This is a genomic window from uncultured Roseobacter sp., assembly GCF_947495025.1.
In the GTDB taxonomy this organism is placed as follows: domain Bacteria; phylum Pseudomonadota; class Alphaproteobacteria; order Rhodobacterales; family Rhodobacteraceae; genus Roseobacter.
Genome location: NZ_CANLXG010000001.1, coordinates 787644 through 813888, shown reverse-complemented (window position 1 = coordinate 813888; position 26245 = coordinate 787644). Strand labels below are relative to the sequence as shown.

The 26245-nt window shown below is 59.8% G+C and carries 14 protein-coding genes; 11 read left to right on the top strand and 3 right to left on the bottom strand.

Annotated features, from left to right (window positions below; genetic code table 11):
- Positions 1 to 3 precede the first annotated feature (3 nt).
- The 7 genes from Q0792_RS03980 to Q0792_RS03950 all read left to right on the top strand — a co-directional run bounded on the left by Q0792_RS03980 (position 4) and on the right by Q0792_RS03950 (position 9510).
- Positions 4 to 1128 carry a carbohydrate ABC transporter permease gene (locus tag Q0792_RS03980; RefSeq protein WP_298836647.1) on the top strand — a complete coding sequence of 375 codons (1125 nt, stop codon included), beginning with the start codon at positions 4 to 6 and terminating at the stop codon, positions 1126 to 1128.
- A gap of 15 nt (positions 1129 to 1143) precedes the next feature.
- Positions 1144 to 2811: an alpha-glucosidase gene (locus Q0792_RS03975; protein ID WP_298836645.1), complete on the top strand. Its 1668-nt coding sequence runs from the start codon at positions 1144 to 1146 to the stop codon at positions 2809 to 2811.
- A gap of 16 nt (positions 2812 to 2827) precedes the next feature.
- The gene (locus Q0792_RS03970; protein ID WP_298836643.1) at positions 2828 to 3928 is read left to right on the top strand and encodes an ABC transporter ATP-binding protein; all 1101 of its coding nucleotides are present in this window, start codon (positions 2828 to 2830) and stop codon (positions 3926 to 3928) included.
- Between the two features lie 171 nt (positions 3929 to 4099).
- Positions 4100 to 4492 (top strand): DUF3307 domain-containing protein, encoded by a 393-nt coding sequence (locus Q0792_RS03965; RefSeq protein ID WP_298836641.1) that lies wholly within the window; start codon positions 4100 to 4102, stop codon positions 4490 to 4492.
- A gap of 143 nt (positions 4493 to 4635) precedes the next feature.
- On the top strand, positions 4636 to 6009 hold the full coding sequence (locus tag Q0792_RS03960) for a TolC family protein (RefSeq protein WP_298836639.1): 1374 nt from the start codon (positions 4636 to 4638) through the stop codon (positions 6007 to 6009).
- Between the two features lie 50 nt (positions 6010 to 6059).
- Positions 6060 to 8198, top strand: a complete 2139-nt coding sequence (locus Q0792_RS03955; RefSeq protein WP_298836637.1) for a type I secretion system permease/ATPase — start codon at positions 6060 to 6062, stop codon at positions 8196 to 8198.
- Positions 8188 to 9510, top strand: coding sequence for an HlyD family type I secretion periplasmic adaptor subunit (locus tag Q0792_RS03950; protein ID WP_298836635.1), 1323 nt, complete (start codon positions 8188 to 8190; stop codon positions 9508 to 9510). Before Q0792_RS03955 ends, Q0792_RS03950 begins: the two co-directional genes overlap by 11 nt.
- A gap of 4 nt (positions 9511 to 9514) precedes the next feature.
- Here the strand turns inward: Q0792_RS03950 and Q0792_RS03945 are convergent, their stop codons facing one another.
- Positions 9515 to 11749, bottom strand: a complete 2235-nt coding sequence (locus tag Q0792_RS03945; protein ID WP_298836633.1) for a CHASE2 domain-containing protein — start codon at positions 11747 to 11749, stop codon at positions 9515 to 9517.
- Between the two features lie 281 nt (positions 11750 to 12030).
- On the opposite strand from Q0792_RS03945, the gene Q0792_RS03940 reads away from it, so the two are divergent.
- The 4 genes from Q0792_RS03940 (at position 12031) to Q0792_RS03925 (ending at position 23511) form a co-directional block, all read left to right on the top strand.
- The gene (locus Q0792_RS03940) at positions 12031 to 16164 is read left to right on the top strand and encodes an Ig-like domain-containing protein (protein ID WP_298836631.1); all 4134 of its coding nucleotides are present in this window, start codon (positions 12031 to 12033) and stop codon (positions 16162 to 16164) included.
- A 137-nt stretch (positions 16165 to 16301) separates the two neighbouring features.
- A complete protein-coding gene (locus Q0792_RS03935) occupies positions 16302 to 17942 on the top strand; it encodes an alpha-amylase family glycosyl hydrolase (RefSeq protein WP_298836629.1) in 1641 nt (546 codons plus the stop codon).
- 209 nt (positions 17943 to 18151) lie between these two features.
- Positions 18152 to 19888 carry an autotransporter assembly complex family protein gene (locus Q0792_RS03930; RefSeq protein WP_298836627.1) on the top strand — a complete coding sequence of 579 codons (1737 nt, stop codon included), beginning with the start codon at positions 18152 to 18154 and terminating at the stop codon, positions 19886 to 19888.
- A complete protein-coding gene (locus Q0792_RS03925) occupies positions 19885 to 23511 on the top strand; it encodes a translocation/assembly module TamB domain-containing protein (RefSeq protein WP_298836625.1) in 3627 nt (1208 codons plus the stop codon). Before Q0792_RS03930 ends, Q0792_RS03925 begins: the two co-directional genes overlap by 4 nt.
- On the opposite strand, the gene Q0792_RS03920 is transcribed toward Q0792_RS03925, so the two are convergent.
- Positions 23505 to 24029, bottom strand: a complete 525-nt coding sequence (locus Q0792_RS03920; protein WP_298836623.1) for a flavin reductase family protein — start codon at positions 24027 to 24029, stop codon at positions 23505 to 23507. The two genes, Q0792_RS03925 and Q0792_RS03920, sit on opposite strands and share 7 nt — an antisense overlap.
- A 184-nt stretch (positions 24030 to 24213) precedes the next feature.
- Entirely contained in the window at positions 24214 to 26175 is a 1962-nt protein-coding gene (gene acs, locus Q0792_RS03915; RefSeq protein WP_298836621.1) for an acetate--CoA ligase, read from the bottom strand.
- Positions 26176 to 26245 lie beyond the last annotated feature (70 nt).

Below are 26245 nucleotides of genomic sequence, written 5' to 3'. Positions count from 1 at the left end.
GACATGGACAATATTGCAGGAACAAAATCTTCTCTGACCTGGGCGGTGCAGATCTCGGTCGTTCTGCTTGTGGTGCTCTGGCTCATTCCAACGGTCGGGCTGCTGGTCTCGTCTTTCCGGGATCGCGATCAGATTTCGGCGTCCGGCTGGTGGCTGTCGCCCTTTGCGGTTGAGCAGAATTTCCAGGCCAGTATCCCGGCTGAAGAAGCGCGTAAAGACGGCGAATTCTTTGTCATCGAAGGCAACATTTTCGCCGGTGGCGAGGGCGAGGTTATCCGCTTTGGCGGCGCGCGCTCGGCACCGACCGCCTATGCACCCGGAGAGACCGCTGACCTGCGCCGGGACCGGACGCTGGTGGTGCAGGCAAATGGTGATTTCGTCTACAAAAACCCGCAGGAAATCAAACGCGACCCGAACATCTATTATTCGAGCTCAACACCGCCGGAATTCTCGCTGGGCAATTACAGGACCATCCTGTTTTCGAATGGCATGGACGTGGCGTTTATCAACACCTTCACCGTGACGATCCCGGCGACGATCATTCCCATTCTCATCGCTGCCTTTGCCGCATATGCGCTGGCGTGGATGGACTTCAAAGGCCGTGGCTTTCTGATCGCCATGGTCGTCGGGCTGCTGGTGGTGCCCTTGCAGCTGGCGCTGGTGCCGTTGCTGCAGCTGCACAACAAGGTCGGCATCGGGCAGAGCTTTCTGGGTATCTGGCTGGCGCACACCGGCTTCGGACTGCCGCTCGCGATTTACCTGCTGCGTAACTATATGGTCGGACTGCCGCGGGACATTATCGAGAGCGCAAAAGTTGATGGCGCGACGGATTTCCAGGTATTCACCAAAATCGTTCTGCCGCTCAGTTTCCCCGCACTGGCGTCCTTTGCCATTTTCCAGTTCCTCTGGGTCTGGAATGACCTGCTGGTTGCCAAAGTTTTCCTGCCGTCGAACTCTGAATCCTGGGTGATGACCGTGAAAATCGCGGACGACCTTCTGGGGTCGCGGGGGGGTGACTGGGGCATCCTTGCCGGTGCGGCCTTTATCTCGATCGCGGTCCCGCTGGCCGTGTTCTTTACGATGCAACGCTATCTGGTGCGCGGTCTGCTGGCCGGCTCCGTCAAGTAATGAAAGCCCCCTCTCATGAGTAAGATGGACACTGTGGCCATGCCTGTAAACGCGCTCTCTGATGATACCGACTGGTGGCGTGGTGCGGCGATATACCAGATCTATCCGCGCAGCTTTCAGGACAGCAACGGCGATGGCATCGGCGATCTGTCGGGCATTATTCACCGGCTGCCCTATGTTGCCGAGCTGGGCGTGGACGCGATCTGGATATCGCCTTTCTTCCGCTCGCCGATGCTGGATTTCGGATATGATGTTTCGGACTATCGCGACGTGGATCCGATGTTCGGCACGCTGGGTGATTTCGACGCGCTGATCGAGCGCGCGCACCAGCTGGGCGTTCGCGTGATCATCGATCTGGTGCTCAGCCACACAAGTGCACAACACCCCTGGTTCCGCGAAAGCCGGACATCGCGGGACAACGCCAGATCGGACTGGTACGTCTGGGCCGACCCCAAACCCGATGGATCGCCCCCGAACAACTGGTTGTCGATCTTCGGCGGGTCCGCCTGGGAATGGGACGGCGAACGGATGCAGTACTATCTGCACAATTTCCTGTCTGAACAGCCTGACCTGAACTTTCACAACCCGGATGTGCAGGACGAACTGCTGGACATCACCCGCTTCTGGCTGGAGCGCGGTGTCGATGGGTTCCGTCTTGATACAGTGAACTTTTATGTTCACGACAAGCAACTGCGGGACAATCCTCCGCTGCCGGAGGAAGAGCGCAATGACAATACGGCGCCGTCTGTAAATCCGTATAACTTCCAGGATCACCTCTACGACAAATCGCAGCCTGAAAACCTGGAGTTCCTGCGACGGTTCCGCGCGCTGCTGGATGAATATCCGGGTTCGACAGCCGTGGGCGAAGTTGGCGAAAGCCAGCGGGGCATGGAAGTGCAGGCGGCCTATACTGCCGGCGATGACCTGCTGCACATGTGCTATGACTTTGCTTTTCTGGCGAACGCCTATCCTACAGGCGGACATGTCGGAGACATTCTTGAACGGTTTAACCGCATAGTCACCGAGGGCTGGGCATGCTGGGCCTATTCCAACCACGATGTGGTCCGGCACGCGAGCCGCTGGAATATGGACGAGCCGCGCCTGCGCCTTTACGCGGGCCTTCTGATGAGCCTCAAGGGCTCTGTCTGCCTCTATCAGGGCGAAGAGCTGGGTCTGACCGAAGCCTATGTGGCCTACGAGGACCTGCAGGACCCTTATGGCAAGCGGTTCTGGCCGAAATTCAAAGGGCGGGACGGTGCGCGTACACCATTCCCCTGGACGCGGGACAACCGGAACGGCGGGTTCTCTGACGAGAAACCCTGGTTGCCGGTTGCCATGGAACACGTCCAGCGTGCGGCACAGGAACAGGCCACGGACGCGGGCTCGATGCTGCAGTTTTATAAAAACATGCTGGCGTTCCGCAAGGCGCACGAGCCTGTTCTGAAAGGCGACATCGAACTGATCGCTGCAGATGACAATCAGATCAGTTTCCTGAGACACCACAATGGTGCGCGGGTCTTCTGTCACTTCAATCTCTCCGGGGAGGATCAGCGCGTTGCGCTGCCGGATGGGCAGTGGGACATTGACCGCGGGGCGCCGTTTTCATTCACAGAGACAGCGGATGGCATCAGTCTGCCACCGCACCAGGCGCTGTTTGCAATCGCGTCGGACGCGCAGGCCTGAAACGGGAGGGACAGCAATGGCAAATCTTAAACTGACGGATGTAGGCAAAGCCTACGGAGGCACCGTCGAAGTTCTTAAAAACATCAACCTGGACATTCAGACCGGTGAACTGATTGTGTTCGTCGGCCCGTCGGGTTGCGGCAAATCCACCCTGCTGAGGATGATTGCAGGTCTGGAAAAAATCACTGCCGGCGAGTTGCAGATTGACGGTGACCGGATGAACGATGTCCCACCGGCGCAACGCGGTATTGCGATGGTCTTTCAGTCCTACGCTCTTTATCCGCACATGACGGTGCGGGACAACATGGCCTTTGCACTGAAACTTGCCAAGAAATCACCGCAGGAGATCGACGAGGCCGTGAACCGGGCAGCCAAGGTCCTGCAGCTTGATGAGTATCTCGACCGCCTGCCCAAGGCGCTGTCGGGCGGACAGCGCCAGCGGGTTGCCATCGGGCGCTCCATTGTCCGGGACCCCAAGGTTTACCTCTTCGATGAACCTCTCTCGAACCTTGATGCATCCCTGCGTGTCGCAACCCGGATCGAGATCGCGCAGCTGAAAGAGAGCATGCCGAACTCAACGATGATCTACGTCACGCACGACCAGGTCGAGGCGATGACACTGGCGAGCCGTATTGTCGTGCTTGCCAACAAAGGCATTGCGCAGGTGGGGACACCGCTGGAGCTGTACGAGAAACCAGAAAACGAATTCGTTGCACAGTTCATCGGGTCACCGGCGATGAACCTGCTGTCGGGCGAGATTGTCGAGGCCGGAGCTACCACACGGGTCTGTCTGGATGCCGGTCAGGGTACAATTGCAGCAGCCATTCCGACACGCGAAAGCGACAAGGGCATGAAGGTCAATGTTGGCATTCGTCCCGAAGACATGGTGCCTACTGACGACGAAAATTATGCTTTCGCCGGAAAGGTGGAAATTGTCGAAGCGCTGGGTGAGGTGACCCAGCTCTACTTTGCGAAGAGTGGTGCTGAGCAGTCCTCGGTTATCGGCAAGCTTCCGGGGATCCACGCAGATGTGCGCGGGAAAGTCCTCCATATGACCGCAGTCCCTGAAAAGGTTCACCTTTTTTCCAACGGACACTCTCTTCTGTACCGTGACTGATGTGTAGCAGGGGAGGGAGGCGCGGGCCTTTTTTCCCCTGAAACGGGTGCGTCGGACGCTTCATAACGAATATTTAGCGCTTATAGGTAAAATTGCGTGCAAGGCGGATTTACAGGTCGGGTCCGCTGGTCTTAACCTTTGTTAACGATCTGGTGTGTGGAAGGACGCGTCTTGGGCGAAACGTACGGTGTGTTACTGGTGCTGCTGTGTTTGCTGCAGATCAAACACATGCTGGGCGATTATTTTCTGCAGACACGGATGATGCTGGACGGCCGTGACCAGTACGCCCATTTCGGACGGTTCCTGCATGCCGGTATTCATGCGGCAGGTTCTCTGATCGCGTTTATCGTCATTGGTGCGCCGCTCGGTTTTGTAATCCCGCTTGTTCTCGCAGAGTGGGTTGTCCACTTTCACATCGACTGGTGGAAGGGACGACATACGTCGGATCAGAACCTGACGCCTGCTGATGCAGGATACTGGCGCGCCTCCGGTGTCGATCAGGCCCTCCATCAGCTCACATACATCGCGATGATCTGGGTCTGGCTGATGATGATTGCCGCCTGAGACGGTTGATCGGCGCCGGATATTTACTCGGAATTCCACCCTAAGTAGCAGACTTTTCAGCAGATTGCTTTTTCCCGGCAGTTGGTTAACGTTGGGGCATAGTTAAAGTGTCCGGGCTTTTCTGCCTGTCGGGGGAACATCTGTTGAAGAAACTAAACCGGTTTTTGTGTGCCTGTTTTCTGGCGCTGCCGGCCGCAGGTTCTGCGTCGGCTGAAACCCTGCGCGACGCTGTTCGCTTTGCCGTGACAACCAATCCGTCGGTGCGCGCGACTGAGGCCGAGATGAAAACGGCGGCTTTTGAACTGATGCAGTTGCGTGGGGAATATCTCCCGACACTCACGCTCAGCGGCGAAACGGGCTACCAGCGCGTCGACGACGAAAATTCGTTGTCAGAAGCGGACAACCGCGAGACCAAACCGCGGCACCAGCTGGGCGTACGGGCCGAAATCGTGTTGTTCGACGGGTACCGCCGGTCAAATCTCGTCTATGCTAACGCAGCCCGTGTCGATGGCAGTATCTTCCGGTTGCTGGATGCTTCCGAAACGATGGCGCTGAACGCGACAGAAGCCTATATCGACGTCGCCCGCCACAGGAAACTGCTTGAGGTTGCGCGCCGAAATGTCAGTAAACACGAGGAAATCGGGCGTCAGGTGACCGGCCTCGTTGAGGGCGGCCGCCTGCCGTTCAGTGATCAGCTGACAATCGAAGACAGGATCCGGTCCGCACGTCTGGCCCAGCTCGAAGTGGAACGGGCGCTGCGCGATGCCGGCGCCCGGTATGAGCGTGTCGTTGGTCGCCAGCCGTCGGGGTCCATGCAGGTATCGGCTGCTCCAGCTCCTCAGTCTCTCGAAGTGCTCACGCAGAACGCTCTGAACAACAGTTACAGACTGCTCTTTGCGCGCTCTCAGATCGACCAGACGAAGTCAGAAACCGAAGCTGTTCTGGCCGACAGATATCCGCGCTTTACGCTGGGTGCAGGAGTTGTGCGTGACATCAACCGCAACGGTGTTCGTGGCAACCGGACGGATGAGAATATCGGCATTGGCATGCGCTGGACGATTTATCAGGGCGGACGCAAGGCTGAACGCAACGCGCTTGCCGCAATGAACAGCCGTGCGATTGCCGCACAGGAAGTTGCGGTGCGCGAGATACGCGAACTGGCGGCACGGACCTGGAACACCTATGTCACGGACCGTCAGAGGGCCTCTCAGTTGTCGGACCAGCTCCGCATCAACAGGTCGATAGTCGAAGTCTATGGCGATGAATTCGAGGCGGCCAAGCGCACACTGCTGGATCTGCTCGAGGTCGAGCGGGCGCGGTTCACAGTCGAATTTGAAAGCGTCGGGGCCCAGTCGGGGCTGGTATTCAGCACCTATCGCGCGCTGGCAGCGCAAAGTCAGCTGGCGTCGTTCTTTGGATTGCCCAGAAGCGAGCTCGCCCTTGAACCGGCGTTCCGTGACCGGGCCAGGGTCAGTCCTGAGAATGTCTTCAACGTCAACATCGAGCCGCTGAAGTGACGCCCGAAGACGGCACCGCCCCCAAGGCTGTGCCAGCGGGGAAAACGCCGGTGACAGACCGGTTGCGTCTTGTCGCCTGGCTGGCCGCGCATTTCGGAAGCACCTTTACCGAAGCAGCCGTTGCAGCCCGTCTGCCTGAAGGAGCTGATCCGGACGACCCGGAAATGCTCGCACGCGCGCTCGAGGCCGTTGGCCTGCGCAGCAGGCTCATCACACGCGACATCGCCCGCATTGATCCGGTGACGTTGCCCTGCGTCGTGTTTCGCAGATCGGGCGATCCGCTCGTTGTCACAGGTTTCAGCGACAAACGGCTGGTCACCACCGTTGACCCGGTGGCGGGGGGGCTCGAGACCGAACAGAAGATTTCGGCTCTGAAGCGCAGCCTGCGCCCTGGTGTTCTGCTTGTGACACGTGCTGATGACGCGGCAACGGGGCGGTTGTCACCGGAAGCGGCGGCGGTCACACCCCCGCGCGGACACTGGTTCTGGGCGCCCGTGCGCGCCAGCTGGTCCGGATGGTTGCAGGTGCTGCTTGCTGCATTTCTTCTCAACCTGCTGACACTTGCGTTGCCGCTTTTTGTGATGAACGTCTACGACAAGGTGATCCCGAACCTTGCCTATGTCACACTCTGGACGCTGGCAGTCGGAGTATCGGTTGCGCTGGCGCTTGATCTGGTCATGCGCACAGTCAGGGCCAATGTGCTGGAAACCATCAGCCGTCGGGTGGATCTCAAAGTGGCTTCGGGCCTTTTCAGGCAGGCAATGCAGGCCCGCCTGCTGGAGCGTCCCGGCGGGGCCGCGGGCATCGTCAGCACGATCCGTGATTTCGAGGTGGTGCGGGAATTTTTTGCCTCTGCGACCTTTGTTGCCGTAATTGACCTGGCCTTCATCGGCATTTTTGTGGCGGCTCTCTACTTTATCGTCGGGCCTGTTGCGCTTGTTCCGCTCTGTGCTGTGCCAGTGGTGCTGGTACTTGCTCTGCTGGCGCAGCTGCCGCTGGGCCGGGCTGCATCCCGTGCCCAGCAGATGGCAACCAAACGCCATGTGGTGCTGGTTGAATCGCTCAGCGGGATTGAGACCATCAAAAGCCTGAATGCCGAACCTCTGATGCAGCGCGAATGGGAGGCTGCGGTCACGGCGTCCTCACGCGTGAACGGGCGTACGAGGTTCTGGTCGAATGCAGCGGCGAACGGGACAATGCTTGTGCAGCAGTCCGTCAGCGTTCTGATTATTGTATGGGGTGTTTTTCTGGTAGCGGAAGGGCGGATTTCCATCGGGGGTCTGATCGCTGCCAACATTCTGGCGGGACGGGTTCTCGCTCCACTGGGGACAATCGCACAGACGATCTTCCGCGCTCAGTATGCGTTCAGAGCACTCGGGGCGCTCAACCGTTTTATGGCACTGGAAGTGGAAGAAAGCGGACCAGTCCGGTCAGATGCCATTGTCACACGCGGTGCCCTGGCGATCCGGGATGTGAATTTCACCTATCCCGGCGCGCAGCGACCGGCACTGGCCGGGCTGAGTTTTGACATGGCGCCGGGCGAGAGCATTGCGCTTCTGGGGCGTGTCGGGTCCGGCAAAACCACAACGGGCAAGGTGCTTTCCGGGTTGATCCGTCCGTCATCGGGGACCGTGCTGGTGGATGGTATCGCGCTGGATCAGTATGACACTGCAGAGCTGCGTCGTGGTGTCGGTTATCTGCCCCAGATGCCCGAGCTCTTTACCGGAACGCTGCGCGAAAACCTTGTGATCGGCGCGCCCGATGCGACTGACGAAGAGATAAACCGCGCGCTTTACTATGCGGCGATGGATGAATTTGTGGCGGGTCTGCCCGAAGGTCTGGACCTGTTTATCGGCGAACAGGGAGCGCGGCTGTCCGGAGGTCAACGCCAGGGGATAGCGCTTGCCCGTCTGCTGTTGCGCCGGCCACGGGTTCTGTTTCTTGACGAGCCGACGAACGCGATGGATCACCGGATGCAGCAACAGATCGTTGAGCGGCTGCAGGAACTGAACCGGAGCGGTATGGGGCTGTTGATTTCCACCCACAGGCAGTCACTGGCAGCCGTGGCAGGTCGCCTGATCGTGATGGACGAGGGCCGCGCGGTGCTGGATGGCGCGCCGGGCGACGTCATGGACAAACTGCGCAGTATGGGCGCGGCCAGAACAGCGGGAGACAGCAGTGTTCGGTAACCGGGACGAAGATCTGTTCGTCAACGAGATACGCTCTGCCGACAGAGCAGGACGTGATCGCGGACCTTTGCGTCTGCTGCTGGTTGTTGCCTCCGGTATCGCGCTTTTTGTTGCCTGGGCCGCGACGCACAGGATCGAGGAAACCGCCCGCGCGACGGGTCGTGTGATACCGTCACAGCAGGTGCAGGTCGTACAGAGCTCCGAGGGCGGGATCGTTCGGGATATTTCTGTGCGTGAAGGTGATCTGGTCGAGGCGGGTGATGTCCTGATGCAGATTGATGATATCCGCTTTGATGCCGAAAGGGGGCAGCTGCTGGAGCGGGAGGCGGCCATTCTGGCCGAAGCTGCACGGCTTGAGGCAGAGGCCTCTATGGAGAGGACGCTTGAGTTTTCCGCAGAACTCGCCGCGCGGGCACCTCTGGCGATAACGGCCGAGGCACAGCTTTTTGACAGCCGGCGAGAGCAACTTACACGCGAGCTGGAAGTGCTGAACTCGCAGCTCACGCAGCGCCGCAGCGAACTGGACGAGGTACGTGCGATCCGTATGCGGACCCGTGCCGTCATAGCGCCGCTGACAGAAGAAATCTCGCTGACCCGGGACATGTTTGACCGTGGTCTGGTGCCGCAGATTGAACTGTTGCGCCTGCAGTCCCGCTTTGCTGAACTGAGCGGTGATATCGCTGTGAGCGAGGCCAGCGAGCCGCGTCTGCAGGCGGCCATTGGAGAGGCTGAGAACCAGATTAACGCAGCACGCTCAGCCTATATTCTGACCGCACGCCAGCGACTGGCGCGGCTTCAGCTGGAACTCGCTGTTGTGCAGGAAACGCTGCGCAGTGCCAATGACCGTGTTACGCGCGCGCAGTTACGGGCGCCGGTGCGTGGTACGATCAACAGGGTCAACACGACCACGATCGGAGCCGTTGTGCAGCCCGGTGCTGCGCTTGTCGAGATCGTGCCGGCGGATGACAGCCTTCTGATCGAAGCTGACCTTGGTCCGCGTGATATCGCCTTTGTGCGCACCGGCGAGCCAGCCTCGGTCAAGATTTCCGCATATGACTATCTGGTTTATGGCGCTCTGGACGGCGAGGTGGTGAGGATCGGGGCAGATACCATCACGACACAGGAGGGTATGGAGTTTTTCCGCGTCATTGTCAGAACGGACAAATCCTGGCTGGGTACCGACGACAACCCTTTGCCTATCACGCCGGGTATGATCGCTTCGGTTGACATACAGACAGGTGAAAAGACGGTTCTTTCCTATCTGGCCAGGCCCATTCTGCGTGCCCGGTCCGAGGCGCTGCGCGAGCGCTGATCTCTCACTTTCTTGTTGAGGCGTAGACGCCGTCCCAGTCAGCCGGCGGTGGATCTGACCGCAGTTCCGAAATCCTGGTTGCGTAGAGTGACAGGTATTCATCCAATTCCAGCCCGGCGTTCGCGCAAAGGTCCCGCAAATCGTGCAGCACGGTTTCAGCGTCTTCCCAGTCTCTGGCCCGATAGGCTGACAGCATATCGGCATTGCGCGCGACCATTGCCTGGAACGCCTGCGTCGACCGCATGCCGTCGTGACCAAACAGCCCGTAAATTGTCTCGGGGACTTCTTTGCCCACTACGCGGATACGGTCCAGCTCCATCAGCGCCATATCGGCCGATACATGTGCGGCTGTCGCCTGTCCGAGAATGATCGCACAGCCATAATACCGCGACTGGCCCTCCAGCCGCGAGGCAACGTTCACCGGATCGCCCAGGGCAGTATAGTCAAAACGGGTATCGCTGCCCATATTTCCGACCACACACTGGCCTGTGTTGATCCCGATACCGACCTGCAGACGGTGCACTCTGTGTCCGTCACGTCCTTTGGTCCGCGTGCCGGATTTCATGCGCTTTGTGTTGAAGTCTTCGACATCGGCAATCATCCGCAGCGCAGCATAGCAGGCGGCATGGGGATGCTGTTCATGATCCAGAGGCGCATTCCAGAAAGCCATTACCGCGTCGCCCATGAATTTGTCGATGGTCCCTTTGTTGTCCATGATCGCCTCTGACAGGATTGTCAGGAACCGGTTCATCAGAACTGTCAGCGCCTGTGGGTCGTCGCGGTACTCTTCGGCGATCGCTGTGAAGCCGCGTACGTCGCTGAAAAGCAGGGTAAGTTGCCGGGATTCTCCGCCCAGCGTCAGCTGCCCCTGGTTGCGGCTCAGCTGATCGACAAGGTCCGGTGAGACATACTGGCCAAAGGCGTTGCGGATTTCGCGCCGCTGACGTTCTTCGCGCAGGTAGTTGACCGTCGAAATCAGCATAATTGCTGTTGCGGTTGCCAGAACCGGGAACGTCGGGTCCACCAGCACCCTGAACTCGTAGAACATGTAATAGGACCAGCCGACATAGCCTGACAGCAGCACGACTGATGACGAGATCAGCAGACGTGCAGACAGACTTGGTGCAAAGATGATCACCAGCGTACAGAGCACAAATGTCAGCACCAGTTCGACCGCGATCGCGTAGTTGGGTCTGTTCAGCAGGGTCTTGGCCATGATGTTTTCAAGAACCTGTGCATGAATTTCTACTCCGGCCATGGGTACGCCGAGAGGCGTTGCGCGGAAATCCTCGAGGCCGATGGCAGATGTCCCCACAAGGACCAGATGTCCTGCAAGGCGACCCGGCGGCATCCGGCCTTCGAGCAGATCAGCCGCCCGGACATAGCGCGACTGTGACGAAGGAGTGAGGTACGGCCAGACTGTGCCATCCCGGGCGGTAGGCACAAGCTGGCGGGCCAGAACCACACCCTCGATACCGGCGTCATTGGTCCGGATCGCATAGGTGCCGCCCCCCGTCGCAACACGCAGCAGTTCCGGCGTGAGACCCAGCCGTATCTTGTTCTGAACCAGCATCACCAGCGGCACCCGGCGGTACACACCGTCTGCGTCAGGACGGGTGGCAAACATGCCCCTGCCTGCGGCATTGGCTTCGAGCTCCGGCAGATTTTGCAGAATGTCAGGAAAACTCAGCAGAAAGGGTTTAGGGTCCTGGCCGATCAGAGCAGGGGGCAGGTCTACCATTTCGCGTTTTTCGCTGCGGTTCCCGGCCAGTGAGCGCACGGTTGCCTGTCCGACAATAACCCGTGACCGCGCAAAGGCCTGCGCCAGAAGTGTATCGTTTTCAGGCATGCGGCTGAGCTGATCCGCGAGCTCTTTCGGCATGCCCGGATTGTCGCGCGCGATCTGCGGAGGCGACAGCCGGTCCGGCTCGGCAAACACGATATCAAATCCGATTGCGACTGCGCCGTCCGCCGTCGCCCGTTCCACCATTTCGGCAACCAGCGTCCGGGGCCATGGCCACTGGCCGATCTCTTCGATGCTGCTGTCATCCACATCAAGAACGGCTACGGGCAGCGGGGTAAGCTCCCGTGGCTTGGACTGGTGATAGAAATCAAATGCGGCATTGCGTAGCGTTTCGAGCGGCAATGGATCCCCGATCCGAATCGCAAGACCGCAAATAAGTCCGAAAAAGGCAATTACCCTGATCCAGCCCAGCCACTTTGAAAACCATTCTCTCATGTCCGGACGCTTCCTGACCGCATTTTTCTGAATGAAATCAGCGCTCAGGCCGAAATCGTCGTGGGCTGCGCCCGATTGTGACGAATTTCATGCACGGATCAACCCCGTCGGATTCGTGTAATTGTTTCTAAAGTGTTACTAAAAGACTAAAAAGCTTGCCCTTAATGCGCTTTGTGGCAGCATTCAGGCAATTAACTGGTGGGAATGTGTCGTGGTTCACATACGAACCACCCGGGTGTTGTTAAAAAGTTATTTAAATTGTTCTAGCGGGGATTACCGATGTGTCGTTACGCGTCACTGGCATAAGTCAGCCTGAGGCTGCCGTTACTGCTCTGAGCGCAGACAGCAGCGGGCGCCTGGTTGCTGAAAACAGTACACAGCTGTTTTCCGGAAACTATTCCCGTGCAGGCAACGACCTTTATATTTCCGCCGATGGTGCGCCGGATCTCTATGTGCCGGGTTACTTCAGCAACGGCACTCCGGCGGATATCTTTGACAGTGCCGGCGCGGTCATTCGCGGCGATACTGTTGCGCAGCTTGCCGGTCCTGCTGCACCGGCTCAATACGCTCAGACAGGCGGTTCCCAGGCACCCGGCGCCAGCCCGATTGGCCAGGTAGAGACGCTTGCAGGTGAAACCACCGTTCAGCGTCTGGACGGATCGGTCGAAGTGTTGCAGGTGGGGTCCAAAATCTACCAGCAGGATGTTGTCCAGACATCGGACGGCGGCGCCGTTTCGATCACCTTTGTGGACGGTACGATTTTCACCCTTGCCTCGGCATCGCGGATGGTCATTGACGAGCTGATCTATGATCCGCAGTCGAATGAGAACTCCGGTGGCTTCAGCCTTTTGCAGGGCAGTTTTGTATTTATTGCAGGTCAGGTCGCAAAAACAGGGGACATGGAAGTCAGCACGCCGTCCTCAACCATGGGGATCCGCGGCACAACAGTGCTGGTCGAGGTGACCGCAGATGGTGGGGTCGTCACCAGCGCGGTAACGCTGACGCGCGACCCGGATGGCAGCGTCGGACGTGTCGAGCTGCGCGATACCGAAGGAAACCTGGTTGCAACACTGACCGATACGAACACCAAATGGCTGGTGTCTTCTGCGGGTGGCGAAACCCGCGAGGTTGTTCGCACACTGCAGGATGATGTTGATGACAATCTGCTGATTGCCGAGGCTTTTGCCGCGTTCCGCTCGGCTGTATCGCGCGTGGACAGCGGAGATACGTTTGTGACCCTCAGCGATCCGGGGGGCGCGGCACTCGACAGCATTTCCGGTACGGGCGATGGCAACAGTTTTGGCGTGGATGCAATCGATGAGCCCGACGCCATCGAACAGCTGCCTGATGTCGAGGCGGACGATGCGGATGATTTCGAACCCTTCGATGATGGTGAACTGCAGCCCGATCTGAGCGAGGAGCCGCCGGTTTTTACGTTCACGGGCTTTGAGGATGCATCCGAAGATGATGCCATTACCGGTGTGATCGACGTCGAGGGTGGTGTTGGTGAACTTACATATGCGCTGGGCACGCCTCCGGGCAGCGGGAGCGTCACTGTCGGCTCCGACGGATCGTTTGATTTTGTACCGGCTCCGGATTTCAACGGAACAGAAACGTTCACGTTCAGCGTTTCGGACGAAACGGGTGCGACCACCGAGGCGATTGTTATTGTCACGGTCCTGCCGGTCAATGACGATCCGGTTGCAGCTGACGCGGCGGCGACAGTTCCTGAAGACGGCATTCTGATCGGAACAGCGCCGGCCAGTGATGTTGACGGTGACGTTCTGGTCTTCTCTGTCGTCAGTGGCCCGTCAGACGGAGAGATCGCCCTTTTGTCGGATGGGACTTATTCCTATACGCCTGATACGGATTTCGCGGGCACCGACAGCTTTGAATTCCGTGTGACCGATCCCGCAGGCGCGACGTCGCAGGGCACGGTCACGTTCTCGGTCACTGGAACCGCGGATGCGCCATTCGTGGTCACAGAAGACTCCGATGTGAGCGGAGCGCTGACGGTGACGGAAACCGCAGCAACCGTCAGCGGCACACTGGTGGCGGACGATCCGGATGAAGGTGATACGCTGACCTGGACGGGTGCGGCAACAGCGACGCCCGGATCTTTCAGCGTTGAGCCGGACGGCACATGGACCTTCACACTGGACCCGGCAGGCGCGCGCAGCATCGCGGCCGGCGCCACAGATGAAGTGGTTTTCACCGCGCTTGTCACTGACGCATCCGGCGAGACCGCCGAGCAGCAGGTGACGATCACGCTGACCGGGATCAACGACGCGCCGGAAGTCAGCGACGAAGACAGCGCGCTGACCGGCGCGATAGAAGAGGCGGCTGAGGCTGCGACGATCTCGGGCACGCTGGTTGCCACAGACGTTGATGGGCCTGCGACCCTGACCTGGACAATAGCGGCCACCGCGGCCGTCTACGGTACATTCGCTGTCACGCCCGATGGCGTCTGGTCCTATACCATAGACAATGAACTGGCCGATCCGCTGCGCGCCGGCGAGACAGTGACTGAAACACTGACTGTGACGGTCTCTGACGAATTCGGGGCCAGCGACAGCGAAACGGTCTCGGTGACGGTCACCGGGACGAACGATGTGCCCATCGTCAGCCGCGTCAGTGTCTTTGAGACCACCGAAGAGACTGCTGTCTCGGGTGCGCTGACGGCAACCGATATCGATGGTGCCGGAACGTTCAGTTTTGCCGCCGGTACAGATGCGCCTGACAATGGATCCGTGAGCATTGCGGCGGACGGGACATTTACCTACACGCCCGACGAGGGGTTCGTGGGTGTCGACCGTTTCACCTACGTCGTGACCGACGAAGACGGCGGTGAGACCACCGGGGTTGCCGAGGTTGAGGTCGAAAAGTCAGATGTCGAGATTGACGGGCTCAGTATCTCGATCGGATTGAGCACTGAGGCAGTCGCGGACACAGCAGCCGGGGCAATCGAGATTGATATCGAAGGTGAAATCTCGCCTGCACAGATCAATCTGTCCGTCCTGCTCGACAGTTCCGGCAGTATCCCGGTGCCTCTGTGGAACAGCCTTCTGGCCTCGGTAGATGAGGCAATGAGCAGTCTGGCCGCGCTGTTCGCGGGAACGTCCACCAGTATTGAGGTTCAGTTCACGAGTTTTGGCACCTTTACGGCATCATCGCCCGTCCTCAGTCTGACGGATCCGGGACTGTCCGATGCGATCCTGAGCCTACCTTATACCGGTACCGGTACGAACTGGCAGGTTGCCTTCAGGGAGGCCGCTGACTTCCTGCTAGAGGAACCGGCAGGCGAGACAAACTATCTGTTGTTCGTGACAGACGGCCGCCCCACAAGCGGCGGCTGGGAGACCGCGCTGGCTGAACTGACCGATCCGGCGGACGGCCGCGATCCGGTGGACGTCAGCGCCTTTGGTTTCGGCGATGTCGATATCACCCAACTGCAGGGCGTCGATCCGGATGCTGTGCTTTTTGACGGTCCCTCGGACCTTACCACCGCGATCGAGGCGTCATCGCTGTTCACACCCGAACTTGTCGGCCTTTCTGTTCAGCTGGAATCCGATGGTGTCAGCTTTGGCGTGGTGGCGGATGAAACCAGTCCTGCTCTCCTGACGGAGGACATCGATTACGAACTGCCACTGGCCGCGATTGAGAACATTGCCGACATGTTGGGCGAGGACAACCGCATCACAATTACTGCGCAGTTCGACACAGATGGTGACGAGAGCACGGCCGAGATCGAACTGTCATCCTTTGACGCTTTCGGGCGGGCAGATACCGCACAGTCACTGACCGGGCTGGACGGGGACGATCTGCTTTTTGGCAGTAACGAAGATGACACTGTGAATGCGGGCGCGGGCAACGATGTGATCCTTACCTTTGACGGCGACGATACGATCAACGCAGGTGCAGGGGATGATACCGTTCTGGCGGGGGCAGGGGATGACCGGATTATCGCGACCGAAATGCCTGCCGGTAACGATGTGGTGCGCGGCGGTGCTGGCCGCGACGTTTTCGAAGCCGACGTGGCAGATATCACAGCGCTTCTGGCCGCAACCGAACTCTCCGGGATAGAAGCGATCGACATGGACAACGGGCGCTCAGATACGCTCGCGCTGAGCCTGACCGACATTGTGTCTCTGTCCGACACTGCCGATACAGAACTGGAAGCGCTGCTCGATGCGGCACTGCCCGAAAGTGTGACAATCTATGGCAACAGCGGCGACCGTGTGGATGTCAGCACGGGTTCAGGCGAAAGCCTGCTCGCGGCTTCGGCTGGCCCGGTGACTGACGCCGGGGGTAATCAGTTCACGATCTACGAATACGTCGATTCGGGCGGCGAGGTGCTGGCCACTCTGGCGGTGGAGTCAGAGGTTGCGGTGGCGTCGGACGGCGCAACCGTCTGACACTGCAGAACCCTCGCTCCGGTCATGTCTGAAACCCTGCGGAAAGTCGCGCAGATTGTGTCCCGTGCGGGCTTTTCATCCTCTGTCTATGATGGTTATCTGTGCGCCTGATTACCCCCTGAGATCCCGAGGAAAAGATGTCTGAACAGACGAATGCGCACAGCAATGCTGACTGGTGGAAAGGCTGCACAATCTACCAGGTTTATCCCCGCAGTTTTCAGGACAGCAACGAAGACGGTATCGGAGATCTTGGCGGTATAGTCGAGCGGATGGACTATATCGCGGCCCTTGGCGTGGATGCGATCTGGATTTCGCCGTTCTTTACCTCGCCGATGAAAGACTTCGGCTACGACGTCAGTGATTACTGTGATGTCGATCCGATGTTCGGAACTCTGGCGGACTTTGATGCGCTGGTCGAAGCCGCGCATTCAAAGGGCCTTAAGGTGATGATTGATCTGGTGCTGTCGCACACATCAGATCAGCACCCATGGTTCACCGAGAGTCGCGCCGGCCGCGATGGTCCGCGCAGCGACTGGTATGTCTGGGCAGATCCAAAGCCTGACGGGACAGCGCCCAACAACTGGCTGTCAATTTTCGGAGGACCTGCCTGGCAGTGGGATGCACAGCGCGAGCAGTATTATCTGCATAACTTTCTTACCTCCCAGCCGGATCTGAATTTTCACAGCGTCGATGTGCAGAATGCGCTGCTGGGCGTGACGCGGTTCTGGCTGGACCGCGGCGTTGACGGTTTCCGGCTCGACACGGTCAATTTTTACTATGCGGACGACCAGTTGCGGAACAACCCGGCGCTGCCGCTCGAAGAGCGCTCGGCGGTTCTGGCGCCATCGGTGAACCCGTACAATCATCAGGACCACGTCTATTCAAAAAACCGGCCTGAAAACCTTGAGTTTCTGTCGCGTTTCCGTGCGTTGCTGGACGAGTACTCGGCCATCACCTCGCTGGGAGAGATTGGCGATGCACTGCACGGACTTGAACTGCTGGGTCAGTATACGTCCGGCGAAAAGGCACTGCACATGTGCTATGCTTTTGAGTTTCTGGCGCGTGAGAAGCTGACGGCATCACGGGTCGCTCAGGTTTTTGACGAGCTGGGCCGAGCGGCGCGGGACGGCTGGGCGGCCTGGGCCTTTTCCAACCATGACGTCATGCGGCATGGCAGCCGCTGGGAGCTGACGCCGGCGGCACTCCGGCTGCATGCAACGCTGCTGATGTGCCTGCCGGGCACCGCCTGCCTGTACCAGGGAGAAGAGCTTGGTCTTCCCGAGGCGGATGTCCCATTTGAGGATCTTCAGGATCCCTACGGGATTGAATTCTGGCCTGAGTTCAAGGGGCGGGACGGATGCAGAACCCCGATGGTCTGGGCGGCAGAAGAGCAGAACGCAGGGTTTACGCCTGCGATTCCCTGGCTGCCCGTGTCGCACAGCCATCTCGAGAATGCGGCGGATATTCAGGAACGTACGCCGGGCTCTCTGCTGCACCATTACCGCCATGCTCTGGCGTTCCGGAAGAGACATCCGGCACTGCGCCACGGGACCCATGACGGCGTTTTCGCCTATGGCGATGTACTTCATTTTACCCGTGTGGCTGACAGCGAAACGCTTTTCTGCGCGTTCAACATGTCAGATACGCCGTCGATGCACGCGCTGCCGCCTGGTGAGTGGGAAACCATTGCTCAGGAACTGGGCGGTGGCAGTCCGGGGCCGGAAAACCGGCTGCACCTGGGCCCGTGGCAGGTCTGCATTGCGCGGCGCACGGGCTGAAAAGCCGCCTGCGGCAAATTTCCCCCCTGAGACTGTTTGCAGTCCGGTGCCCCGCTCCGTTACACATGACCGTAACAGGGTGCGGTTCTGCCGGCCGCGCTGCTCACTCAGCTGCCTGGGGGCGGAATATGCGATGTAAGACGATGGCCCTCCGTGGCCTGGTCAGTGTTTTTTGTGCGGTAACGATTTGCATTTTCCTGGCCACAGGAGTGGCACGGGCCTTCGACGTCCAGATCAGGGGTAACATTGATGATGCCCTGCGTGCGCAGCTCGAAGGCGGTTCGCTGCTGGTTGAGCAGGCTGCCGGAGAGCAGGCTGTTTCCCCCCAGGAGATCGTCTCCACTGCTCAGGCGGATTATCAGCGCCTGCTCGCGGTGCTCTATGATGCGGGTTATTTCGGTGCGGCAATCGATATAGCACTGGACGGGCGTGAGGCTGCCGCAATTCCCCCGGTAAATCCGCCTGCTGCCGTCAGACAGGCGGTGATCACGATTACGCCAGGCCGGGTTTTCCGGTTCGGCCGCGCAAATATTGCTCCGCTGGCACCGGACACGGATCTGCCCGAAGGATTTGCCAGCGGAGAAATCGCCGGTCTCGGTGTTCTCAAGTCGGCGGTCGGTGCAGGCGTGGATGGATGGCGTAACGCAGGCTACGCCCGTGCTGCCCTGGAAAGTCAGTCTCTGACAGCCCGCCATTCACAACAGGAAATCAACGCCGATCTGGTGCTGGATCCGGGCCGGAAGTTCCGCTTCGGTCCGCTGGACATCAAAGGTGAAAGCACCGTCCGGCGCGAGCGCATTCTGGAGATCGCAGGCCTGCCTGAGGGAGAGGTCTTTTCTCCCGAAGAGCTGCGAAAGTCCGGTGACCGGCTGCGGCGCACCGGCGCCTTCAGTTCGGTTGCCATGGTGGAAGCCGAAGGCCCGGTTGCGGGCGATGAGCTGCCTGTTACAGCGCGTGTTGCAGATGCAAAACCGCGTCGTTTCGGGTTCGGCGCCGAGCTGGCGACAGTCGAGGGCATTACCCTGAGCGCATTCTGGCTGCACCGGAACCTGTTTGGCGGAGCAGAACGCCTGCGGGTCGAGGGTGAAATAAAAGGTATCGGTGGCGAAACAGGTGGTACTGACTACAGGATTGAGACGCGGTTTGACCGGCCGGCGACCTTTAACGAGGACACCGGGTTTTATGCGCTCACAGAGATCGAGCAGCTTGATCAGGTCAGTTTCTTTTCAAGACAGCTGACGCTCGAGGCAGGCATCGAGCGTACTGCATCTGACCAGCGCAGCTACCGTCTCGGACTCGGTCTGCGCCGCGCAACAACGCGCGATGACTTTGGCGAGGCGGACTACACGCTTTTTCTGGTGCCGGCTGGTGCGACATTTGACTATCGAGACCGGCCACTGGATGCCCGCCGGGGATTTTATGCAGATGTGGAACTGACACCCTTTCTCGCGCTCTCTGGTGCTGACAACGGGCTGCTGACGACGGCTGATCTGCGCGGCTACCGCACATTCGGCAGTGACCGGAACACAACTCTGGCCCTGCGGGTGCAGCTGGGGTCTGTCGCGGGTCCCGCGCTGAACGTAGCGCCTGCGGATTTCCTGTTTTATTCCGGCGGCGGCGGCACGGTGCGTGGTCATGACTTCCAGTCACTCGGCGTTGATCTGGGCGGCGGACGGGAAGTCGGGGGGCGATCATTTCTGGGCTTCACCGCAGAGCTTCGGTTCCGCAGCAGTGGCAATCTGGGGTACGTGGGCTTTTTCGACGCCGGATACATCGGTGCGGAATCCTTTCCCGACGGCTCGGGGGAATGGCAGACGGGGGCAGGTGTCGGCCTGCGCTATGCCACCGGAATCGGCCCCATCCGCGTTGACCTGGGAACGGCAACATCAGGCAGTGACGATGCTGCAGCCTTTCAGCTCTATATCGGCATAGGACAATCGTTTTGAAACGACTCTCACATCTCCTGATCTGCCTGCTGGTATGTCTTTTTCCGGTCACGTCCATCGCTCAGGATAACGGGGACGAGGACGGGGGCGGCTTTCTGACCCGCACGATAGAGGGTGCTCTGTCCGGTGCGGGCCGCGATGTGCAGATCAGAGGTTTTCGCGGTGCGCTGAGTTCCGAGGCCTCCTTTGACAGTATGACGATTGCGGATGATTCCGGCGTCTGGCTGACACTTGAGGACGTGACACTGAACTGGAGCCGGGCTGCACTGCTGCGCGGCCGGCTGCAGGTTGACCGGCTCAGTGCGGCGTCACTGGAGCTGCCGCGTCTGCCAGAGGCCGGGGAGACCGAGGAACTGCCGGCGGCGGAGGCCACGGGATTTGCGCTGCCGGAACTGCCTGTCAGCATAAACATCGAGGCCTTTGAGGTGGAGCGCATCGTGCTCGGAGCGCCGCTTCTGGGTGAGGAGACTGTACTTCAGGTGCAGGCCTCAGCGCGTCTGGATGACGACGGGTTGCAGCTTGATCTGACGGCGGACAGGCTCGACGGTGCTGCCGGGCGGTTCGGTCTGCGCGCTGGATTTGCCCGCGAGACGGAGATTGTGCTGCTTGACCTGGACCTGAGCGAAGAAGCCGGCGGGATAGCGTCACACCTGCTCAGTCTGCCTGGTGACCCTTCTGTTGATCTGACCGTCGCCGGCGAGGGGCCTCTTGATGACTTTACCACTGACATCCGGCTTGCGACTGATGACGCGCCGAGGATGGAAGGACAGGTCCGGCTGACCGCTCTGGCACCGGCCACCGAAGGTGCGGCACCTGACAGGCGGATTGTGGCAGACATTGGCGGCGACATTACCGCTGTGCTGGCGCCGGAGTACCGGGACTTCTTTGGCACGGATGTTGGTCTGACAGCCGACACTCTGATCGAAGCTGCCGGAGCGATTTCTGTGGACAGCTTTGCTCTGCGCGCCGAGGCCGCGCAACTGCAGGGCAGGGTGCGGATAAACGAGGACGGATGGCCTGCCTTTATCGACGTTGACGGTCAGATTGGCCGGGGCGGTGCGCCGGTTGTTCTGCCTGGAACGGATGCGGGTACGACCATCAGCGCAGTAACGCTGTCGGTGGATTTCGACGCAGGCAATGGTGACGCGCTGAAAGGGGCCTTTGATATCCGCGATCTGGTACAGAAGGATGTCCGGATCGACCGGACCCTGCTGTCGCTGGATGGCACGCTCGAAGGCACGCCGGGCAGCATCGGTCAGCTGCTGACGGATCTCGACCTGGCGGCGACGGGTATTGAACTGAACGACCCCGACGTCGCCCGCGCACTTGGTGACAGCATTACCGGCCGCGCGGAAATCAACTATATCGAAGACCAGCCAATCCGGATCAGCGATCTCAACCTCGGGGGTGAAGACTACGCGCTGGATGGTGATATCATTATCCGCGGGCTGGGCGATGGCTTTCCGACGCGGCTCGACCTCACGGTCCAGGCCGAAGACCTGACACGGTTTGCACCACTGGCAGGTCAGGATCTTTCCGGTGCCGCCGATCTGACTGTCGCAGGCATGATAACGCCGCTGGCCGGTACCTTTGATCTGCGGATTGCCGGCAATACACAGGACATCGGCGTTGGTATATCCCAGGCAGACAGCGTCATGGCCGGACAGACAGAGCTGTCCCTGCGGGCGTTGCGTGATCAGTCCGGGACGTTTGTCGAGAACCTTCTGCTCAGGAATGCGGCTCTGGATGTGGCGGCAGACGCTTCGCTGCAAAGCGGTAACAGCAGTGTCCGCGGGCGGGCGGCGCTGTCGGATGTGGCCCTGGTTCTTCCGCAGTACGAGGGACCTGTCATCATCGTTGCTGATGCCACTCAGGATGCCAGGGGCTGGTCAGTGGATGGCGGCATCGATGCTCCCTATGATGGCAGGGTGACGGTGAACGGCCTTGTGACAGGGCCCGACGCGGACATGACCGTAACGGTCAGGCTGCCGGAGATCAGTGCGCTGGTCCCGCAGGTGTCCGGACCGCTGGACGCAGCGGCACGGATCTGGCAGGCGGAGAGCGGTTACCGAGTGGATGCGACCGCCGGAGGCCCGTTCGGTGCAGATGTGGTGGTCAAAGGTCTCGCGACCGGGCCTGACGCGGCTGTGGATTTTGTGCTGGACCTGCCGGATATCGGCGTTCTGGTGCCCGAGATCCGGGGACCTCTGAACCTGACCGGGCGTGCCGCACGCGCAGGAGAGGACTGGCGTGTGGATACGGACGTGCGCGGGCCATCTGGCACTCAGGCAAATGTCGCCGGGACTGTCGCGCAGGACGGGAACCTTGATCTGGCGGTGGCCGGTGCGTTGCCGCTGGGCCTCGCGCAGCCGTTTCTTGCGCCGCGCAGCCTCCTGGGTGAGGCGCAGTTTGATCTGGCTCTCAGGGGCGCACCGGGCCTTTCTGCCGTCAGTGGCCGCATCACGACCAGTGATGCCACCTTTACTGCGCCAAATCTGCGTCTGGGGCTGACCGGGCTGGACACAACCGTGGCGTTTAACAACGGAACCGCACAGATTGATTTGGGCGGAGATGTCGTCTCTGGTGGACGCATCGAGGCGTCGGGCAGTCTGGGGCTTGGTGGATCACTGCCCGCCGATCTGGAAATTCTGCTGCGCAACACGGTACTGACCGACCCGCGCCTTTACACGACCACACTGAACGGTGCGATCGGAATTGACGGTCCGCTCAGTGGCGGTGCCCGAATTACCGGGCAGATCAATATCGGCGAGACGACGATATCAGTGCCTTCCACCGGACTGACCAGCATTGGTGATATTCCGCCGATAGCACATGTTGGCGCACCGCGTGAGGTCAACGTCACGCGGCAGCGCGCTGACGTTGTTCCCCAAACCCAGAGCGACGGACAGTCCGCAGGGTCGGGTGGTGCGGTTTACGGGCTGGGCATTCAGGTGAATGCACCGGGACGGATTTTTGTACGGGGTCGCGGGCTTGATGCGGAACTGGGCGGCGGTCTTGAAATCACCGGCAATACTGCGCGGATTATCTCGGCGGGTGAGTTCAACCTGATCCGTGGCAGGCTGGATATTCTGGCCAAACGTTTTGATCTGACCGAAGGTACCGTGCAGTTTCTGGGCGGCCTGACACCCTACATTCGCTTTGTAACGACATCGACCACGCGTGACGGCACGGCCAGCATTGTGCTTGAGGGTGCAGCTGATGATCTGGAAGTGTCTTTTGTGTCTGACCCCGCCGCACCCGAAGACGAAGTGCTGGCCCAGCTCCTTTTCGGACGCAGCCTCAGCCAGCTGTCCGCTTTTCAGGCGCTGCAGCTGGCAAATGCTGTGGCAACCGTGGCCGGTCGCAGCGGTATTGGTCTGATTGGGCAGCTGCGTCAGGGCTTTGGCCTTGATGACTTTGATATCACCACCAACGACGACGGCGAAACAGAGGTGCGCGCCGGGAAATACATCTCGGACAACGTCTATACGGATGTCACAAGTTCGGGGGGAGACTCTGAGATTTCGCTCAATATTGACCTGACAGACTCCTTTACCGCGCGTGGATCGGTTGATGGAAACGGCAATACCGGTGTCGGCATCTTTTTTGAGCGCGATTACTGACCCGCTGGCCGGTGGTCTGAAAAGTGTCCGAAACGGCCGCGGTCAAAAAGCAGTCCCGGGGCATCGGGGTTGTGCAGACAGACACGCGTCACCAGCCCCAGAACAAGGGAATGATCGCCCGCGGGGTGCACCGCATGCGTTTCGCAATGAAACTCTGCCAGACATCCGCGCAGTTCCGGCGTTCCGCGCGCACCCGGCGCCCAGTCTGATGCGCTGAAACCATCGCCCTGACCGGCAAAGTGTTTTGCGACGTGCAGCTGCTCTGCGTTCAGCACGTGGATGCAGAACCGCTTTGCTGTGACAAAAGCGTCATGGCGGCGCGAGGACCTGGCAGGGCACCACAGGACCAGCGCGGGATCCAGAGAGACCGAAGAGAACGAGTTGGCCGTCATGCCAAGTGGTCCGTCTTCAAGTTCGGTGGTTATGATCGTGACCCCGGTGCCGTAACAGCCAAAAGCGCGGCGCAGATCGGCGCTGCGTTCGGGGGCAGGTACAAAACTGTCCGGCGCGCCACTCACAGGGCGCGATCCTGAACAGCCGGGCAGAGGGTTCTGGTCATCATCTGGGTGAGCTCCGGTCGGGGTACCCGAGAGGTAACCCCCGCGCGGATGCCGGCAAGGCGCGATATGGGAAAAACATCCCTGCCGGAAAATCAGACGCGCGGCGCCGGGGCCCCGCGCGTCCTTTACTGAAGTGCTGTTGTCAGCGGTTCATGCGGTTTTCGATCAGATCGTCGACGACAGAGGGATCTGCAAGCGTGGACGTATCTCCCAGCGCTCCATAATCGTTTTCGGCAATCTTGCGCAGGATGCGGCGCATGATTTTACCCGACCGTGTCTTGGGCAGACCGGGCGCCCACTGGATCAGATCCGGGCTGGCGATCGGGCCGATTTCCTGACGGACCCAGGTGCGCAGCTCTTTGCGCAGTTCCTCGGTCGGTTCCTCGCCGCCCATCAGGGTCACATAACAGTAAATGCCCTGGCCCTTGATGTCATGCGGGTAACCGACCACGGCTGCTTCGGCGACCCTGGTATGCGCGACCAGTGCGCTTTCCACCTCGGCGGTGCCCATCCGGTGACCCGAGACGTTGATCACATCATCCACACGACCGGTGATCCAGTAGTCGCCATCTGCATCCCGCTTGCAGCCGTCACCGGTAAAGTAATAACCCTCGTAATCTGCGAAATAGGTTTTTTCGAACCGCTCGTGATCACCCCAGACCGTGCGCATCTGACCGGGCCAGCTGTCGGTGATGCACAGAACGCCTTCGACATCGTTGCCCTCGATAACTTCACCGGAGGCCGGTTCGAGAACCACAGGCCGGATGCCAAAGAATGGTTTCATCGCCGAGCCGGGCTTCATGGCATGTGCGCCGGGCAGCGGTGTCATCAGATGCCCGCCCGTTTCTGTCTGCCACCAGGTATCCACAATCGGACAGTTACCCTTGCCGACCACATCATTGTACCAGGTCCAGGCTTCGGGGTTGATGGGTTCTCCGACGGTGCCCAGTAGTCTGAGGGAACTCAGGTCACATTTTTCAACGAATTCTTTGCCCTGACCCATCAGCGCACGAATGGCTGTCGGTGCGGTGTAGAACTGGTTTACCTTATGTTTTTCGCAGACCTGCCAGAACCGCGAGGCGTCCGGCCAGGTTGGCACACCCTCGAACATCAGCGTTGTGGCACCGTTGGCGAGCGGGCCATAGACGATATAGCTGTGCCCGGTGACCCAGCCAACATCGGCCGTGCACCAGTAGATATCGCCATCATGGTAATCGAAGGTGATTTCATGGGTCATGGCCGCATAAACGAGGTAGCCACCGGTCGTGTGAACAACACCCTTGGGCTGACCGGTAGAGCCGGACGTATAGAGGATAAAGAGCGGATCCTCAGCCCCCATTTCCTCGGGCGGGCAGTCGGCAGAGGCATCGGCCGCCATTGCATAGTAGTCAACGTCCCGGCCGTCGATCCAGGTGGTCTGGCCGCCAGTGCGTTTCACCACGAGGCATTTCACTTTGTCAGAACAGTGCAGCAGCGCCTGATCGGCGTTGGACTTGAGCGGTGTGTTCCGACCGCCGCGTGGCGCCTCGTCGGCTGTGATAACCACTTTTGCTTCGCAGCCGTTCACGCGGGCAGCCAGGGCATCCGGAGAGAACCCGGCAAAAACAATGGAATGGATTGCACCGATCCGCGCGCAGGCCAGCATGGCATAGGCCGCTTCGGGGATCATGGGCATATAGATGATGACCCGGTCGCCCTTTGTGACGCCAAGATCTTTCAGAACATTGGCCATTTTGCAGACAGACGCGTGCAACTCGGTATAGGTAATTTGCCGTGCGTCTTCTTCGGGGCTGTCAGGCTCCCAGATGATCGCGGTCTGATCGCCGCGTGTCTCAAGGTGCCGGTCGATGCAGTTTGCGGCGACATTCAGCGTGCCATCGGCAAACCAGTTGATCGAGACATTGCCAAGGGAAAAATCAACATCCCGCACCTGGCTGAACGGTTTCATCCAGTCGATACGGTTCGCCTCCCTGCGCCAGAACCCATCCGGATCGCTGATGGATGCGGCATACATCTCCTCATACGCTGCGCCGTTGACGTGGGCGTTTGCAGCCATCTCGGCAGAAGGTGGAAAGGTTTTTTGCGCGGAACCGGTGTCGGCCATGAAGGTGTCCCCCCTGAAGTTTCATTCGTTGCACTGCGGTTGCCTGTTACGCAGAACAGACCTCTCCGCC

Coding starts and splice junctions, on each gene's coding strand:
- Q0792_RS03980 (WP_298836647.1), top strand. CDS start 4: ATGGACAATATTGCAGGAACAAAATCTTCTCTGACCTGGGCGGTGCAG.
- Q0792_RS03975 (WP_298836645.1), top strand. CDS start 1,144: ATGAGTAAGATGGACACTGTGGCCATGCCTGTAAACGCGCTCTCTGAT.
- Q0792_RS03970 (WP_298836643.1), top strand. CDS start 2,828: ATGGCAAATCTTAAACTGACGGATGTAGGCAAAGCCTACGGAGGCACC.
- Q0792_RS03945 (WP_298836633.1), bottom strand. CDS start 11,749: ATGAGAGAATGGTTTTCAAAGTGGCTGGGCTGGATCAGGGTAATTGCC.
- Q0792_RS03935 (WP_298836629.1), top strand. CDS start 16,302: ATGTCTGAACAGACGAATGCGCACAGCAATGCTGACTGGTGGAAAGGC.
- acs (WP_298836621.1), bottom strand. CDS start 26,175: ATGGCCGACACCGGTTCCGCGCAAAAAACCTTTCCACCTTCTGCCGAG.